The organism is Poseidonocella sedimentorum, from assembly GCF_900116005.1.
Classification (GTDB): Bacteria; Pseudomonadota; Alphaproteobacteria; order Rhodobacterales; family Rhodobacteraceae; genus Poseidonocella; species Poseidonocella sedimentorum.
In genome coordinates this window covers 79,209-94,688 of sequence record NZ_FOYI01000001.1, presented here as the reverse complement: position 1 = coordinate 94,688, position 15,480 = coordinate 79,209, and the positions used below count along the sequence as shown (strand labels likewise).

The following is a 15,480-nucleotide window of genomic DNA, read 5'->3' as shown; positions in this document are numbered from 1 at the left end:
GATACGCTCGGGGCCTGTTTGCGTTACATCAGCCGGCTAATCACAACTACGACCTCGGGCTTCTTGCCGATCTCGTTCATTGCCGACTGCCGCGCGACGCGTTTGAGTTCCTGCTCGAGCTTGTCGTCATCGCGCAGGGTCTTGGCGCCCGCGCGGTTGATGAATTGCGACAGGTCTTCCTCAAGCACGTCAACCAGCGGCGCGTTCGAGCGCCCCGTCTCCGCCAGCCCCCGCAGCTCGCACCACGGCTCACCCAGCGGCGCGCCCTCTTCATCGATGATCAAGGTCACGATAAGCTGCCCGTTGAGCGCCATCCGGATCCGGTCGCGGACGATCCCGTCCAGCGCGCCGATCTGCACCGACCCGTCGAGATAACGCCGCCCGGTCTCCACGTGATCGACCACGCGCGGCGCGTTGCCCGCCAGATCGACCATGGTTCCGTTGACCGCGAGCACGCCCGCAAGCTTGTTGGACTCCGCGAGTTTCACATGCGCGCGCAAATGCCGGTGCTCGCCGTGCATCGGCACGACCATCTGCGGCTTGACCAGGGCATGCATCGCGTCGAGATCCGGCCGGTTGGCATGGCCCGAAACATGGTAAAGCCCGTCGTTGTCGTCGATCACATCGACGCCCATCTCCGAGAACTGGTTCATGATGCGGATCACGCCGCGCTCATTGCCGGGGATGGTCTTGGAGGAAAACAGGAAGCTGTCGCCCTCCTTCATCGTGATCCCGCGATACTTGCCATTGGCGAGCTGCGCCGAGGCGGCGCGGCGCTCGCCCTGGCTGCCGGTCACGATCAGCATGAGCTGCTCGCGCGGGATATCAAGCGCGTCCTCGGCGCTCACCACCTTGGGGAAATCCCCCAGAACCCCGGTCGCGACAGCCGCTTCGATCATCTTGCGCATCGCCCGGCCCAGCAGGCAGATCGAGCGCCCGGCCCGCTCCCCGGCTTGCGCCAGCGTCTTGAGGCGCGCGACGTTGGAGGCAAAGGTGGTGGCCACGACCATCCCCGTCTGCTGCGCGATCAGGCTCTCGATTTCGGCCCCGATGCTCGCTTCCGAGCGCCCCGGTGCGGGGGAAAACACGTTGGTGGAATCGCAGACCAGAGCCTTGACCCCGGGCCGCGCCACGTCTTCCCAAAGCTTGCGGTCAAACGCCTCGCCGACGATCGGTGTCTCGTCGAGCTTGAAGTCCCCGGTGTGGACAATCCGGCCCGCCGGGCTGTCAATCACCAGCGCCGAGGATTCCGGGATCGAGTGCGAGATCGGCAGGAAACCGACGCTGAACGGCCCCGCCTCGACGGTCTCGGGCCAGGCCGAAGCGGTATGAAGCGCCTTCTCCGGCGCGCCCTGATCGGCCAGCTTCTGCCGCCCCAGATGGGCGGTAAAGGCCCGCGCATAGACCGGCGCCCCGAGCTCTTCCCACAGATGCCCGAGCGCGCCGATATGGTCCTCATGCGCGTGGGTGATGAAGATCGCCTCCAACTGGTTGCGCCGCGCCTTGAGCCAGGCGATGTCGGGCAGGATCAGATCGACCCCGGGCGTGCCGTCCATGTCGGGGAAGGTCACGCCGATGTCCACGAGGATGAGGCGTTCCTTGCCCGGCGCGCCATAGCCATAGACATAGGCGTTCATGCCGATTTCGCCGGCGCCGCCGAGCGGAAGATAGATCAGCCGTTTGCTGCTCATGATGGTTTGTTTTCCTTGTTATATTTGTGGATCACGGTCAGGCCGTGGATTGTCAGATCCGCCTCGAAGGCATCGAAAAGCGCTTCACCCTGCTGAAAGAGCGGCGCAAGCCCCCCGGTGCCGATGACGCGCATGGGGCGGCCGTGCTCGGCGCGGATCCGCTCACAGATCCCGCGCACAAGGCCGACATAGCCCCAGAAAACGCCCGATTGCATACAGGCGACGGTATTGGTGCCGATCACGCGATCGGGCTTGGTCACATCCACATGCGGCAGCGCGGCGGCGGCCTCATGCAGCGCCTGAAGGCTGAGGTTGACCCCCGGGGCAATCACCCCGCCGATATAGGCCCCATCCGCATCGACTACGTCAAAGGTCGTGGCGGTGCCGAAATCGACCACGACAAGATCGCCGCCGTGCCGGTCAAAACCGGCCACCGTGTTGACCAACCGGTCCGGCCCCACTGCGGTTCCCTGATCGACGCGGACGTCAACGGGCAAGAGGCAATCGGGCCTGCCGACGACGAGCGGCCGGGTGTTGAAATAGCGATCCGCGAAGACCCGCAGGTTGAAGACCACGCGCGGCACGGTCGAGGAGACGATCACATCGCTGATATCGGCCTCGATCTTCTGAAATTTCATCAGCGTAGAAAGCCAGACGTAATATTGATCGGCCGTGCGCTGGTGCTCGGTCGAGGCGCGCCAGGTCGCGATGAACCGGTCCCCGTCCCAGATCGAAAACACCGTGTTGGTATTGCCCACGTCAATGGCCAGAAGCATGGCTCGCCCCATTCAGAAGAACACATCCGCCGCGGCAATGCGCACCCGGCCTTCCGGTGTGGATAGGACAAGTTGCCCCTGCTCGTCCACCGTGTCAAATCGCCCCCGGTATTCAGCACGCGCCGTGCGGGCCGTGATCTGCTCCCCAAGCCGCGCCGCCCGCGCGATCCAGGCCGCACGGGTCGGGCCGAACCCATACGCTGCAAAGCTCTCCTCCCGCGCCGCGTAAGCTGCGGCAAGTCGCTCCAGAAACGCCTCCGGCTCCAGGCACACACCGGTTTCTTCGGCCAGCGAGACCGGCCGAAGCGCCCCCGCCTCCACCTCCTCCAGAGACGGCGCCTGCGCAAGATTGACCCCGATCCCGATCGCCAGCCGCGTCCCCAGCCCCTCAAGCAAGATCCCGGCGACCTTCCCATCGTTGAGCATCACGTCGTTGGGCCACTTCAGCGTGATCGCCGCGGCCCGCCCGCAGGCCGCCACCAACGCGTCATGCAAAGCCAGCGATGCCACGAAGGACCGCAGCGCCATGGTCTGAGGCGCAACGCCCGAAACCAGAACAAGCGTCGCCGCGAAATTCCCCTCCGGCATGACCCAGGCACGCCCGCGCCGCCCGCGCCCGGCGCTCTGGGCGCGCGCCAGAATCCACTCCGGCCCGGCAAGCCCTGGGGCCACCCGAGCCGCTTCGGCATTGGTGCTGTCCACCTGCGCCAATACCCGGCGCCCATACCCCAAGGGCCAGCTACCCATCACCCATCTTCTTCTCTTTCCAAATACTCCCGCCGGAGGCTCCCGCCCCCGGGCCCGCGCGCCGCCGGGCTACTGGACCAAGGCCGCCGCCGCGCGCGCCGCCGCAAGATCCACCCCGAGCAACGAGACCGCACCCAGGACCGTTACAAGCGCACTTACACCGAGAAACCCCAGAAGGACAGGCGAAGCACGCGCGGAAATCGGCTCCCGCGCCTCGCCGAAATACATGTAGTAGACGACGCGCAAATAGTAGAACGCCCCGATCACCGAGGCGATCACCCCCGCCAGCGCCAGCCAGACCAGCCCCGCGTCATAGGCCGCGCGCAAGACTTCGAGCTTGGCGAAGAACCCAAGGAACGGCGGCACGCCCGCGAGGCTGAACAGCAGCGCAAGCAGCGCCATCGCCCGCCCCGGATGGGCCTTGGCATACATGTTGAGCGCGTCGATATCCGTAACCGGCTGTCCGTCGCGTTCCATCGCCAGAACGAAGGCAAATGTGCCGACGCTCATGATCACGTAGATCACCATGTAGAGCAGCATCGCCTGCACGCCGACCGCCGTGCCCGCCGCCAGCCCCATCAGCGCGTAGCCCATATGCGCGATCGAGGAATAGGCCAGCAGGCGCTTGATGTTGCTCTGCCCGATCGCGGCCACCGCCCCGAGGAACATCGACAGCACCGAGAGCAGCGCCACGACCTGCCCCCAATCGGCGCCCGCCTGCCCGAACCCGTCGTGCAGCACCCGCGCAAGCAGCGCCATCGCGGCGATCTTGGGCGCGGTGGCAAAAAGCGCGGTGATCGGCGTCGGCGCGCCTTCGTAGACATCCGGCGTCCACATGTGGAAGGGCACCGCCGAGACTTTGAAAGCCAACCCCGCGATGATGAAAACCAGCCCGAAGAGCAGCCCGAGCGACAGGGGCCCCTCGCCCGCCGCGTCGATGATGCCGGAAAACAGCGTCGTGCCCGCGTAGCCATAGGTGAGCGAGGCACCGTAGAGCAGAAGGCCCGACGAGAGCGCGCCGAGCACGAAATACTTGAGCCCCGCCTCGGTCGATTTCACACTGTCGCGCCGCAGCGCCGCGACTACGTAGAGCGCCAGAGATTGCAGCTCGAGCCCCATGTAGAGCGCGATCAGATCGCCCGCGCTGACCATGATCATCATGCCGACCACCGCGAGCATGATCAGCACCGGGTACTCGAAGCGCAGGATGTCGCGCTCCTGCATGTAGGCCTTGCTCATGGCCAGAACCGCCGCCGCCGAGAGCAGGATCGCGATCTTGGCAAAGCGCGCGAAGGCGTCGTCGGTGATCATACCGCCAAACCCGGTGCGGCTGCCGCGCCCGTCGATCCCGATCCAGAGCGCGACGATCACGAAGGCCGCAACGGTGCCCCAGAGGAGCGCCCCCGCGCGCCTGTCCTGCCCGGTGTAGACCGCGCCCAGAAGGCCCAGCATCGCCAGCAGCGACAGCGCGATTTCCGGGGCGAGGAGGGTGAGATCGGTGGAAATCATCTGCGCATCCTCACTCGGCAACCACGACGACCGCGTCCGCAGCGGCGGCCAGCGCGGTCTGATACTCCGCGATCAGCGCGCTGACCGACGCGCCGATGATATCCGTCACAAGGCTCGGGTAGACCCCGAGCAGCAACGTCATGACCACCAGCGGCGTGAAGATCGCGCGCTCGCGGTCCGAGATGTCGCGGATCGTCTTGAGGCTTTCCTTGATCAGATCGCCAAACACCACCCGGCGGTAGAGCCAGAGCGCATAGGCCGCCGAGAGGATGACGCCAGAGGTCGCCACGGCGGCGACCCAGGTGTTGACCTGAAAGATCCCCACCAATGTGAGGAATTCGCCGATGAACCCCGAGGTGCCCGGCAGGCCCACGTTGGCCATGGTGAAGAACATGAAGACCAGCGCATAGGCCGGCATGCGGTTGACCAGCCCGCCATAGGCCCGGATCTCGCGCGTGTGCATCCGGTCATAGACCACGCCGACGCAAAGAAAGAGCGCCCCGGAGATGAACCCGTGGCTCAGCATCTGAAAGATCGCGCCGTCGATCCCCTGTTGGTTCACCGCGAAGATCCCGAGCGTGACATAGCCCATGTGCGCGACGGACGAATAGGCGATGAGCTTCTTCATGTCCTCCTGCACGAGCGCGACGAGCGAGGTGTAGACGATGGCGATGGCCGAGAGCCAGAAGACCAGCGGCGCCAGAAGGTCCGCCCCCACAGGGAACATCGGCAGCGAAAAGCGCAGGAAGCCATAGCCGCCCATTTTCAGCAGGATCGCCGCGAGGACAACCGAGCCCGCCGTCGGGGCCTGCACGTGGGCATCGGGCAGCCAGGTGTGCACCGGCCACATCGGCATCTTCACCGCAAAGCTCGCGAAGAAGGCGAGGAACATGAGCGTTTGCAGCCCGCCGACGACGGTCACGCCGAGGACCTCCATCGGCGCGTGGCTGAAACTGTGGCTCATGAGCGAGACACCCTCGCCGCAGGCCGCGATGCAGGTCGTGCCGGTTTCCACGTACATGCCCACCATCGCAACGAGCATCAGCACCGAGCCGAGGAAGGTATAGAGGAAGAACTTGAACGCGGCGTAGACCCGCTCCTTGCCGCCCCAGATCCCGATGATCAGGAACATCGGAATGAGCCCGGCTTCGAAGAAGAGGTAGAAGAGCACCAGGTCCAGCGCCATGAAAACCCCGAGCATCAGCGTCTCGAGGATCAGGAAGGCGGCCATGTATTCCTTGACCCGCGTGTCGATCGACCAGCTCGCCGCGATGGTCAGCGGCATCATGAAGGTGGTCAGCATCACGAAGAGGACTGAGATCCCGTCGACGCCGAGGCGGTAGCTCAGCCCGAGGATCCACGCGCCCTCGTCGACCATCTGGAAGCCGGTGTCTTTGGGGTCGAACTGCGCGAGGATGAATAGCGAGACGAGGAACGTCGAGCCGGTGGCGATGAGCCCGAGCCACTTGGCGTTGCGCTGCGCCTCTTCGTCATCACCGCGCAGAAACACCAGCAGGATCAGCGCCGCGAGCGCGGGCATGAAGGTCACGATGGAGAGCAGGTTGTCCATCTACCGGTCCCCTCCGGCAAGGCTCATCCAGGTGATCAGCACCGCGATCCCGACCACCATCCAGAAGACATAGGTGAAGATGTAGCCCGATTGCGCGCGCCCCGCGAGGCGGGTGAAGAAGGGGATGATCCCCATCGCCAGCCCGTTGATCGCGCCGTTGATCAGCGCGCCGTCGCCCTGTTTCCAGAAGAGGCGGCCGAGCGCATAGGCGGGCCGGACGAAGAGAAACCCGTAGAGCTCGTCGAAATACCACTTGTTGAGCAGGAAATAGTAGAGCGGGCGCTGGCTCTGGGCCACGAGCTTGGGCAGCTTGGGATTGAGGATGTAGAACCAGACCGCCACGAGGAAGCCCAGAACCATGGCGATGAAGGGGCTGAGCTTGACCCATTTGGGCGCGTGGTGCGCGTCGTCCAGCACGTGGTTGTCGGGGGCCATGAAGATCGCGCCTTCGGGGGCGTAGCCCTGGGGCACGGCGTGAGGCTCGGTTTCCGCGCCAGTCTCTGCGCTTACCTCTGCGCCCGTCTCTGCGCCAGCGTGATCCTCCGCATCAGCATGGCCCGCCTCCGCCGCTTCGGCATGGGCGTCCGGGATGCCGAAGAACCGGTTCACCTGCGCGTGCTCGCCAAAAAAGCTGCCGTACCAGATCATGCCCGAGAACACCGCCCCGAGCGCGAGCACGCCGAGCGGGACGAGCATGACCATGGGGCTCTCATGGGCGTGTTTGTGGGTCTGTTTGTCGCCGCGCGGCTTGCCCCAGAAGGTCAGGAACATGAGCCGCCAGGAGTAGAACGAGGTGAAAAGCGCCGCGATCACCAGCATCCAGAAGGCATAGCCGCCGCTCGTCCCCGCCCAGGCGCTCTCGATGACCGCGTCCTTGGACAGGAAGCCGGCAAAGCCGATGTGAGTGAGCGGGATGCCGACCCCGGTGATCGCCAGCGTGCCGATCAGCATGGCCCAGAACGTATAGGGGATCTTCCGGCGCAGCCCGCCGTAGTTGCGCATGTCCTGTTCATGGTGCATCGCGTGGATCACCGAACCTGCCCCGAGAAAGAGCATCGCCTTGAAGAACGCGTGGGTAAAGAGGTGGAACATCGCCACCGAATAAACGCCCACGCCGGCGGCCACGAACATGTAGCCAAGCTGCGAGCAGGTCGAATAGGCGATGACGCGCTTGATGTCGTTCTGCACAAGGCCGACAGTGGCGGCGAAGAACGCGGTCGTGGCGCCGATCAGGGTGATGAACCCGGTGGCGGCGGGCGCGTATTCCATCAGGGGCGACATCCGGCAGACGAGGAAAACACCGGCGGTGACCATGGTCGCGGCGTGGATGAGCGCCGAGACCGGCGTCGGGCCCTCCATCGCGTCGGGGAGCCAGGTGTGCAAGAACAGCTGCGCCGATTTGCCCATCGCGCCGATGAAAAGCAGGACCGCGATCACCTCCACCGCCACCCAATCGCGCCACAGGAACCGCAAGTCGGTCTCGGCAAGAGCAGGGCCTGCGGCGAAGATGTCATCGAGATTGACGCTGTCCACGAGGAAAAAGAGCGCGAAGATCCCGAGCGCGAAGCCGAAATCACCCACCCGGTTGACGACAAAGGCCTTGATCGCCGCGCCATTGGCCGAAGGTTTGCGCCAGTAGAACCCGATCAGGAGGTAGGAGGCGACGCCCACCCCTTCCCAGCCGAAGAACATCTGCACGAGGTTGTCGGCGGTGACCAGCATCAGCATGGCAAAGGTGAAGAAGGACAGATAGGCGAAGAACCGCGGGCGGTAGACCTCGCCCTCGCGCCACTGCGGATCACCGGCCATGTAGCCGAAACTGTAGAGATGGACGAGCGCCGAGACAGTGGTGATCACGACGAGCATGATCGCGGTGAGCCGGTCGAGGCGGATGGCCCAGGAGGTGTCGAGCGTGCCCGATTGGATCCAGTCGAGCAGGTGGATCTGTTGGGTTTGGCCGTCAAACCCCAGAAAGACGATCCAGCTCAGCAAGGCCGAAAGAAACAGAAGCCCGGTGGTGACCCACATGGCCCCCGCCTCGCCGATGGTCTTCCAGCCGAACCCACCGATCAGGGCGCCGAGGAGTGGCGCGAAAAGGATGATCTGCTCCACCCGTCAGCCCTTCATCACATTGACATCATCCACCGCGATGGTGCCGCGGTTGCGGTAGAAACACACGAGGATCGCGAGGCCAATCGCCGCCTCGGCGGCGGCGACGGTCAGCACGAAAAGCGTGAAGACCTGCCCCACCAGATCGCCGGAAAAGGCGGAAAAGGCCACAAGGTTGATGTTGACCGACAGCAGCATGAGCTCGATCGACATGAGCAGGATGATCACGTTCTTGCGGTTCAGGAACAGCCCGAAGACGCCGATCACGAAGAGCAGCGCCGCGACGGTCAGATAATGCCCCAGCCCGATCATATCCTCGCCCCGCCTTTGGGTCCCGTAGCCGTTTTCCGATCTATCGGAAAACGTGCCGGAATTTGATTGATCAAATTCCGCCTCATAGCCCCTGCCCCGGTTCTACATCGCGAAGCTGAAGCGCGGAGCTCGGATCGCGGTACATTTGGGCGAGGACGTCTTGCCGTTTCACATCCTGCCGGTGGCGCAGGGTCAGCACGATGGCGCCGATCATCGCCACCAGGAGGATCAGCCCGGCCAGTTGGAAAAGCAGCAGGTACCGGTCATAGAGAAGCAATCCGAGCGCCTGGGTGTTGTGCACCCCCTCTGGCACCGGTGCGGCGCGCGCCGCCTGCTGCGTCTCCGCCGCTTCCCAGGCGCCGAAGGCAAAACCCAGCTGCATCAGAATCACCACGCCGATGAGCAAAGCCAGCGGCAGCGATTTGGCCATTTCGGCGCGCAGCTCGGCGAAATCCACATCCAGCATCATCACCACGAACAGGAACAGCACCGCGACCGCGCCCACGTAGACGATGACCAGAAGCATCGCCACGAACTCGGCCCCGAGCAGAACAAAGAGCCCCGCCGCGCTCAGAAAGGAGAGGATGAGCCAGAGCACCGAATGAACCGGGTGACGGCTGATCACCGTGAAAAGCCCGCCCGCAACCACGCCGAGCGCGAAGAGGTAGAAGGCAAAGACCGTCATTCCTCGCCCTCCTCCCCGGCGCCGTCCGGAAACACGTCGCGCGCGAGTTCCATCGCGCGGCTCATGGCCGGGATGCCCGCGAAGATGGACATCTGCGCGATGGTTTCGGCGATCTCTTCGGGCGTCGCCCCGGCCTCGATCGCGTGGCGCACTGTCAGGCGAAAGGGCGCCTCGGCCTGCGCGCCCTGCATCGTCAGCCCCGCGATGGTCAGCAGCAGCCGCGTGCGCGCGTCGAGCCCCTCCTTCCGCATCCCTTTGCCGAACCAGAATTCCATCGCGTCCTTGGGCATGGTCGGCCAGAGCTTCTCGAAGCCCTTGGGATCAAAGCTCTCCAGCGCCGGGTTGAAATTCCGGGCCAGTTCCTGTGCCTGATCCATCATGATCTCGAAGGGGGTCCGCGTGTCGCTCATCGGTAGGGTGCATCCATTTCGAGGTTTCGCGCGATCTCCGCCTCCCAGCGGTCGCCGTTGGCCAGCAGCTTGTCCTTGTCGTAATAGAGTTCCTCGCGCGTTTCGGTGGCGAATTCGAAATTCGGCCCTTCGACGATCGCATCCACCGGGCAGGCCTCCTGGCAGAAGCCGCAGTAGATGCACTTCGTCATGTCGATATCGTAGCGCGTGGTCCGGCGCGATCCGTCGTCGCGCGGCTCGGCGTCGATCGTGATCGCCTGCGCCGGACAGATCGCCTCGCAGAGCTTGCAGGCGATGCAGCGTTCCTCGCCATTGGGATAGCGGCGCAGCGCGTGTTCGCCCCGGAATCGCGGGCTGAGCGGGCCCTTCTCGTGGGGATAGTTCAACGTCGCCTTGGGCGCGAAGAAATACTTGAGCCCCAGCCGCAACCCTTGCAGGAAATCCGCCAGAAGGAAGTATTTCGCCGCCCGCGTAATATCGATCTGGGTCATGGGCCTGCCGTCCTCATCAAGGTCATCTCAGCGCCTCCGCGCGGCGCAGCAAGTCGCTGCGGACTTCAGAGGTGAAGAGGCTGTTGAACTTGTCGACCGTCGCCTGATCCGGCGCCCCCGACGACCAGCAATCGGCGAGCCTGTCGCCCACAACGACCCACTCGGCCGTCTGCGCCGTGCCCCGCCCCTGCTGCATCGCCATGGAGGCGCTTACATAGGTCGCCACAGCGAGGGACCAGCGATTGGCCTCGTCCTCGACCACGTCTCGCGGCGCGATGCCGTGGGTGGCCTCGTAGCCGTTGCGCTCCATCTCATCCACAAGCCGCAGTTTCGCCGCGTCGCAACTCAGATCCGCCGCGCCCGCGGGCGCCGCAGCGACAAAGCCCAGGCAGGCGGCACATGCCGCGCTCGCGATAAACCGTTCAAATGTCATGATCCAATTCCTTTCGCCTCCGGGAGGGGCCGCAAATGACTTGCGAGGACCTTGGTTGGAACATGCCGCCCCGGGCCCGCGCCGACAGTGATTGTCGCCGGAACCTGACCAAAATTCGGCGCGGGGAGAAACAGTTGCTTGGTAAACAAATCGTTTACGTCTCATCGCTCACCCTCCCCCGGCGACGCGCACATAGGCGCCCCAGAACCAATCGAACCGCGCGGCAAAGGCCACGAAGACGACCCAGGCGAGGCTCAGCGGCAGGAAGACCTTCCAGCCGATGCGCATGAGCTGGTCATAGCGATAGCGCGGGGTGATCGCCTTGACCATCGCGAAGAGGAAGAAGAAGCAGCCCATCTTGAGCAGCATCCACAACGCGCCATCGGGCAGGCCGGGGATCGGCGAAAGCCAGCCGCCGAAGAACAGCAGCGTGATCAGCGCGCACATCAGGAAAATCGCGATGTATTCGCCAGCCATGAAGAGCAGGAAGGGCGTGGCGCTGTATTCCACCTGATAGCCCGCGACGAGCTCGGATTCGGCCTCCGGCAGATCGAACGGCGGGCGGTTGGTCTCGGCCAGCGCCGAGATGAAGAAGAGCACGACCATCGGCAGATGCGGCAGCCAGTACCAGTTGAAGAACCCGTAGGCCCCATCCTGCGCGCGCACGATATCGCCGAAATTCATCGAGCCCGACGACAGGATGACGCCGACGATGATGAGCCCGATCGAGACCTCGTAGGAGATCATCTGCGCCGCCGAGCGCAACGAGCCGAGGAAGGGGTATTTCGAGTTCGACGCCCAGCCGCCCATGATTACACCATAGACCTCCAGCGAGGAAACGGCGAAGACATAGAGGATGGCGACGTTGAGGTTGGAGATGACCCAGGTTTCGTTGAACGGGATCACCGCCCAGGCGATCACGGCGAGCACGAAGCTGGTCAGCGGCGCGAGGATGAAGACCGTCTTGTCCGCGCCGGCCGGGATCACCACCTCCTTGACCACGTATTTCAGCGCATCGGCCACCGATTGCAAAAGCCCGAAGACCCCCACCACATTGGGCCCCCGCCGCATCTGGACCGCGGCCCAGATCTTGCGGTCGCCATAGACCAGAAAGAGCAGGCTGATCATCACGAACCCGAGCATCGCGAGGCACTGTGCAACGATGATCAGGCCGATCCCCAAAGGCGTGGCAAAGAATTCTGTCATCCGTCTCTCACACTGCGGGCGTCGCTGGGTCCGACCCTGGATCGGGCAACCGGGCTACCGCGCCCCGCGTGGGCGTCCGTTTGCACCATGGTAAACCGCATTGAGCCTTCGGGTTCCAGCCTTTTTAAGCCCCGCGCCCAAAGCGGCCCGATGGCCGGGGCACGGGGGCGATGTTTCATTCGGCGGCGATCGGCGCCTCGGCGCGCGCTTTTGCCGTGGCGCTGAGCTCGGCCATGAGCGCGCTTGCGCGAGCGATCGGGTTGGACAAGTAGTGATCGGCAAGGGCGGGGGCAAAGGGCCCCGCGCCAAGCTCGCCGGCCTCGGTGCCCGCCCGGCGGGGATTTTCGGGCACGACGTCGAGCTTGCCCAGATGCGGCACCGCGCGGATCAGCGACCGGCGCAGCGCGGCCAGCGAATCGTAGGGCAGCGCGCTGCCCAGCTCACCGCTCAGAGCGCGCAGAATGGCCCAGTTCTCCTTGGCCTCGCCCGGCGCGAAGCCGGCGCGCAGCGCCAGTTGCGGGCGGCCCTCGGTGTTGACGAAGAGCCCCTGCTCCTCGGTATAGGCCGCGCCGGGCAGGATCACATCGGCCCGATGCGCGCCGCGGTCGCCGTGGCTGCCCTGATAGATGACGAAGGGGCCCGGGGCGATCTCGATCTCATCGGCCCCGAGGTTATAGACCACCTCGGCGCGGTGCAGCGCCTCCATGCCATCGGGGTTGGTCGCGCCGACGTCCATCGCGCCCACGCGGCTCGCGGCGCTGTGCAGGATCAACAGCCCCGCCTGCGCGGCCTCGGCGGCGCGCTCGGCCGCGGCAAGGACGGCCACGCCATCCGCGCCCCGAAGCGCCCCCTGCCCGAGGATGATCAGAGCGGGCGCGCCTTCGCCGAACCCGTCAAGCGCGCTCGAAAGCGCCGCGCGGTCATCGCCCGCGTGATGGTATGCGTAGGTCAGATCCGCAGCGGGCCCGACCAGCGTGATCTCCGCCCCGGCGGCCCAGGCCTTGCGGAGGCGCGCATTGAGCACCGGCGCTTCGTCGCGCGGGTTGGTCCCGATCAGAAGGATGCGCTGCGCGGTGTCGATATCCTCGATCCGCGCGGTCCCGGCATAGCCTGCCCGCGCACCGGCCGGCAGCTTCGCCCCATCCGTCCGGCATTCCACCACGCCGCCGAGCCCCTCGACCAGCGCCTTGAGCGCAAACGCCGCCTCGACCGGCGCGAGATCGCCCACCAGCCCCATGACCGATTTGCCGCGCATCGCCCCCGCCGCCGCGGCCAGCGCCTCGCCCCAGCTTGCGGGCCGCAGCTTGCCGCCCTCACGGATGTAGGGCCGGTCGAGCCGCTGGCGCCGCAGCCCATCCCAGACGAAGCGCGTCTTGTCGGAGATCCACTCCTCGTTCACGCCGTCATGGTTGCGCGGCAGGATGCGCATGACCTCGCGCCCCTTTGTGTCCACGCGGATATTGCTGCCGAGCGCGTCCATCACGTCGATGCTCTCGGTCTTGGTAAGCTCCCATGGCCGCGCGGTGAAGGCATAGGGCTTGGAGACCAGCGCGCCCACCGGGCACAGATCAATGATGTTGCCCTGCAGATTGCTGTCGAGCGTCTCGCCGAGGTAGCTGGTGATTTCCGCATCCTCGCCCCGCCCGGTCTGGCCCATCTGGGCGATCCCGGCGACCTCGGTGGTGAAGCGCACGCAGCGGGTGCAGGAAATGCAGCGCGTCATGTGCGTCTCGACCAGCGGGCCGAGATCGAGATCCTCCACCGCCCGCTTCGGCTCGCGGTAGCGCGAGAAATCAACGCCATAGGCCACGGCCTGATCCTGCAGATCGCACTCGCCGCCCTGATCGCAGATCGGGCAATCGAGCGGGTGGTTGATGAGCAGAAACTCCATCACCCCCTCGCGCGCCTTCTTGACCATCGGCGAGTTGGTCCGCACCTCTGGCGGCTGCCCCTCCGGCCCGGGCCGCAAATCCTTGACCTGCATCGCACAGGAGGCCGCGGGCTTGGGCGGGCCGCCCACCACCTCCACGAGGCACATCCGGCAATTGCCCGCGATCGAGAGCCGCTCGTGATAGCAAAAGCGCGGGATCTCCACCCCGATCTCCTCGCAAGCCTGGATCAGCGTCATGGCTGGATCCACTTCGGCCTCGCGGCCGTCGATGATGATCTTGCGAAGCTCGGTCATGGCACTCCTATCTCGCTTTCAGCAGGGATCCGATGGCCGATCCCCTGGCAATTTCCGCGCGGCCAAGGGCGCAAAGCGTCTCCGGCTGCGCCGGGTTGGCGCCGTTGGCCTGAAGATAGGCCTCGCCCTGGGCCCGCAGCCGCCGCTGCTCGGCGCGTGAATTGCGGAAGTCTTCGATCTCCTGCGACGAATAGCCAAGCGCCTTGGCCTCGCTCACCAGCGAATGCAGATAGCTCACGGCGCGCAGGAGCCGCGCATCGATATCATCGCAGGAATTGCGGATTTCGTCGGCGATCCCGACGGCCAGCAGCCCCTGGTTGATGGAGCTCACTTCGGACAGCGGCGTCTTCGCCGCCCCCGCCACCGGCCCGAGCAGCGCCCCGCCAGAGACACCCGCCGCCACAATCATCGCCCGTCCGAACTCTTTACCACGCATCGCTTCCCGTCCTTTACCTTGCTCGCCCCGGCCGGGCAGAGGCCCGCCGCCGGTCTCACCAGAGAGGTACGCTCTTGCCCACGGTATACAATATCGCGCGGCGGGCTCTGGGCAAATTTCCGCCAGCGGGCGGGCTGGGATCGCGGCGCGGCTCATGCCCCGCCCACCTTGGAGAAGACGGGAGGTTTCTGCTCGGCGCGATCCAGCACGGCGACGGAATCGTGAATATGCACGCCACCGACCAGCCCCTTGAGCTCGGGCACCCGCGGCGCGCTTACGTGATAGGGAAAGTGCAGATCATCGACCACGCCGCGCAGGCGGGCGAAGAGGTTCTCTTCCGCCTCGATCCCGCCGCCGAAACGCGGCCAATAGGCGGTATGGAGGTCCTCGATCATGTAGCTGCCCGATGGGCTGAGCCTGGGAAAGAGATGGCGCAGGGTGGTCCAGACATGCGCCATGTGATGGCTGCCGTCGTCGAGCACCAGATCGATGCCGCCCATCTCCTCGACCACCGCGTCGAGAAAGGCCAGATCGTCCTGCGAGCCGATGCGGACCTGCCCCGAGATCCCGTCGAACCGCGCGCATTTGGGGTCGATGTCGATACCGTAGATCACCGCCTCGGGGCCCAGATAGTCGCGCCACAGATCGAGACTCCCGCCCTTGAAGACGCCGATCTCCAGCATCCGCACCGGGCGGCCGCGAAACCGCGCGAAGTAGCGGTCATAGAGGGGCAGGTAATGGTGCCACTTGGTGATCACCCGGCCCGCGTGTTCGCAGTAGAGATCCAGCAGAGGCCCGGTATATCCCAGCGTGTCGCGGATATGCGCGCGGACCTCGCCCGGCGTGCCGCCAAAGGCGAACTGGCGCACCCGGCCGAGCTTTCGACTGTCCTGCCGCTCTGTGGCCCCGCCCTGTGCCAT

Annotated in this window: 15 protein-coding genes; all 15 read right to left on the bottom strand. The window is 65.3% G+C overall.

Going from position 1 to position 15,480, the window contains the following annotated elements; genetic code table 11:
- Window positions 1-23: 23 nt before the first annotated feature.
- Window positions 24-1,691, bottom strand: coding sequence for a ribonuclease J (locus BM353_RS00500; protein ID WP_092075533.1), 1,668 nt, complete (start codon window positions 1,689-1,691; stop codon window positions 24-26).
- Window positions 1,688-2,467 carry a type III pantothenate kinase gene (locus tag BM353_RS00495; protein ID WP_092075531.1) on the bottom strand — a complete coding sequence of 260 codons (780 nt, stop codon included), beginning with the start codon at window positions 2,465-2,467 and terminating at the stop codon, window positions 1,688-1,690. Before BM353_RS00495 ends, BM353_RS00500 begins: the two co-directional genes overlap by 4 nt.
- Window positions 2,468-2,479: 12 nt before the next feature.
- Window positions 2,480-3,214, bottom strand: coding sequence for a biotin--[acetyl-CoA-carboxylase] ligase (locus BM353_RS00490; RefSeq protein ID WP_092075529.1), 735 nt, complete (start codon window positions 3,212-3,214; stop codon window positions 2,480-2,482).
- A gap of 69 nt (window positions 3,215-3,283) precedes the next feature.
- On the bottom strand, window positions 3,284-4,723 hold the full coding sequence (nuoN, locus tag BM353_RS00485; RefSeq protein WP_092075527.1) for an NADH-quinone oxidoreductase subunit NuoN: 1,440 nt from the start codon (window positions 4,721-4,723) through the stop codon (window positions 3,284-3,286).
- A gap of 10 nt (window positions 4,724-4,733) precedes the next feature.
- A complete protein-coding gene (locus BM353_RS00480; RefSeq protein WP_092075525.1) occupies window positions 4,734-6,293 on the bottom strand; it encodes an NADH-quinone oxidoreductase subunit M in 1,560 nt (519 codons plus the stop codon).
- Entirely contained in the window at window positions 6,294-8,405 is a 2,112-nt protein-coding gene (nuoL, locus tag BM353_RS00475; RefSeq protein WP_092075523.1) for an NADH-quinone oxidoreductase subunit L, read from the bottom strand.
- A 3-nt stretch (window positions 8,406-8,408) separates the two neighbouring features.
- On the bottom strand, window positions 8,409-8,714 hold the full coding sequence (gene nuoK, locus BM353_RS00470) for an NADH-quinone oxidoreductase subunit NuoK (RefSeq protein ID WP_092075521.1): 306 nt from the start codon (window positions 8,712-8,714) through the stop codon (window positions 8,409-8,411).
- Window positions 8,715-8,796: 82 nt separating this feature from the next.
- Window positions 8,797-9,399, bottom strand: a complete 603-nt coding sequence (locus BM353_RS00465; protein ID WP_092075519.1) for an NADH-quinone oxidoreductase subunit J — start codon at window positions 9,397-9,399, stop codon at window positions 8,797-8,799.
- Window positions 9,396-9,809, bottom strand: a complete 414-nt coding sequence (locus BM353_RS00460) for a carboxymuconolactone decarboxylase family protein (RefSeq protein WP_092075517.1) — start codon at window positions 9,807-9,809, stop codon at window positions 9,396-9,398. Before BM353_RS00460 ends, BM353_RS00465 begins: the two co-directional genes overlap by 4 nt.
- Window positions 9,806-10,300, bottom strand: a complete 495-nt coding sequence (gene nuoI / locus BM353_RS00455; protein ID WP_092075515.1) for an NADH-quinone oxidoreductase subunit NuoI — start codon at window positions 10,298-10,300, stop codon at window positions 9,806-9,808. The genes BM353_RS00460 and nuoI overlap by 4 nt, the downstream gene beginning before the upstream one ends.
- Before the next feature lie 22 nt (window positions 10,301-10,322).
- Window positions 10,323-10,733, bottom strand: coding sequence for a hypothetical protein (locus BM353_RS00450; protein ID WP_092075513.1), 411 nt, complete (start codon window positions 10,731-10,733; stop codon window positions 10,323-10,325).
- A gap of 168 nt (window positions 10,734-10,901) precedes the next feature.
- Window positions 10,902-11,939 carry an NADH-quinone oxidoreductase subunit NuoH gene (gene nuoH / locus BM353_RS00445; protein WP_092075511.1) on the bottom strand — a complete coding sequence of 346 codons (1,038 nt, stop codon included), beginning with the start codon at window positions 11,937-11,939 and terminating at the stop codon, window positions 10,902-10,904.
- A 175-nt stretch (window positions 11,940-12,114) separates the two neighbouring features.
- A complete protein-coding gene (nuoG, locus tag BM353_RS00440; protein WP_092075509.1) occupies window positions 12,115-14,124 on the bottom strand; it encodes an NADH-quinone oxidoreductase subunit NuoG in 2,010 nt (669 codons plus the stop codon).
- Between the two features lie 7 nt (window positions 14,125-14,131).
- Window positions 14,132-14,560, bottom strand: coding sequence for a DUF5333 domain-containing protein (locus BM353_RS00435; RefSeq protein ID WP_245759520.1), 429 nt, complete (start codon window positions 14,558-14,560; stop codon window positions 14,132-14,134).
- A 152-nt stretch (window positions 14,561-14,712) separates the two neighbouring features.
- Window positions 14,713-15,480 (bottom strand): class I SAM-dependent methyltransferase, encoded by a 768-nt coding sequence (locus BM353_RS00430; protein ID WP_092075505.1) that lies wholly within the window; start codon window positions 15,478-15,480, stop codon window positions 14,713-14,715.

Excerpts from the sequence above, each read along its gene's own strand:
- BM353_RS00500 (WP_092075533.1), bottom strand. The coding sequence starts at position 1,691 with ATGAGCAGCAAACGGCTGATCTATCTTCCGCTCGGCGGCGCCGGCGAA.
- BM353_RS00495 (WP_092075531.1), bottom strand. The coding sequence starts at position 2,467 with ATGCTTCTGGCCATTGACGTGGGCAATACCAACACGGTGTTTTCGATC.
- BM353_RS00490 (WP_092075529.1), bottom strand. The coding sequence starts at position 3,214 with ATGGGTAGCTGGCCCTTGGGGTATGGGCGCCGGGTATTGGCGCAGGTG.
- nuoN (WP_092075527.1), bottom strand. The coding sequence starts at position 4,723 with ATGATTTCCACCGATCTCACCCTCCTCGCCCCGGAAATCGCGCTGTCG.
- BM353_RS00480 (WP_092075525.1), bottom strand. The coding sequence starts at position 6,293 with ATGGACAACCTGCTCTCCATCGTGACCTTCATGCCCGCGCTCGCGGCG.
- nuoK (WP_092075521.1), bottom strand. The coding sequence starts at position 8,714 with ATGATCGGGCTGGGGCATTATCTGACCGTCGCGGCGCTGCTCTTCGTG.
- BM353_RS00465 (WP_092075519.1), bottom strand. The coding sequence starts at position 9,399 with ATGACGGTCTTTGCCTTCTACCTCTTCGCGCTCGGCGTGGTTGCGGGC.
- BM353_RS00460 (WP_092075517.1), bottom strand. The coding sequence starts at position 9,809 with ATGAGCGACACGCGGACCCCCTTCGAGATCATGATGGATCAGGCACAG.
- nuoI (WP_092075515.1), bottom strand. The coding sequence starts at position 10,300 with ATGACCCAGATCGATATTACGCGGGCGGCGAAATACTTCCTTCTGGCG.
- BM353_RS00450 (WP_092075513.1), bottom strand. The coding sequence starts at position 10,733 with ATGACATTTGAACGGTTTATCGCGAGCGCGGCATGTGCCGCCTGCCTG.
- nuoH (WP_092075511.1), bottom strand. The coding sequence starts at position 11,939 with ATGACAGAATTCTTTGCCACGCCTTTGGGGATCGGCCTGATCATCGTT.
- nuoG (WP_092075509.1), bottom strand. The coding sequence starts at position 14,124 with ATGACCGAGCTTCGCAAGATCATCATCGACGGCCGCGAGGCCGAAGTG.
- BM353_RS00435 (WP_245759520.1), bottom strand. The coding sequence starts at position 14,560 with ATGCGTGGTAAAGAGTTCGGACGGGCGATGATTGTGGCGGCGGGTGTC.
- BM353_RS00430 (WP_092075505.1), bottom strand. The coding sequence starts at position 15,480 with ATGGCACAGGGCGGGGCCACAGAGCGGCAGGACAGTCGAAAGCTCGGC.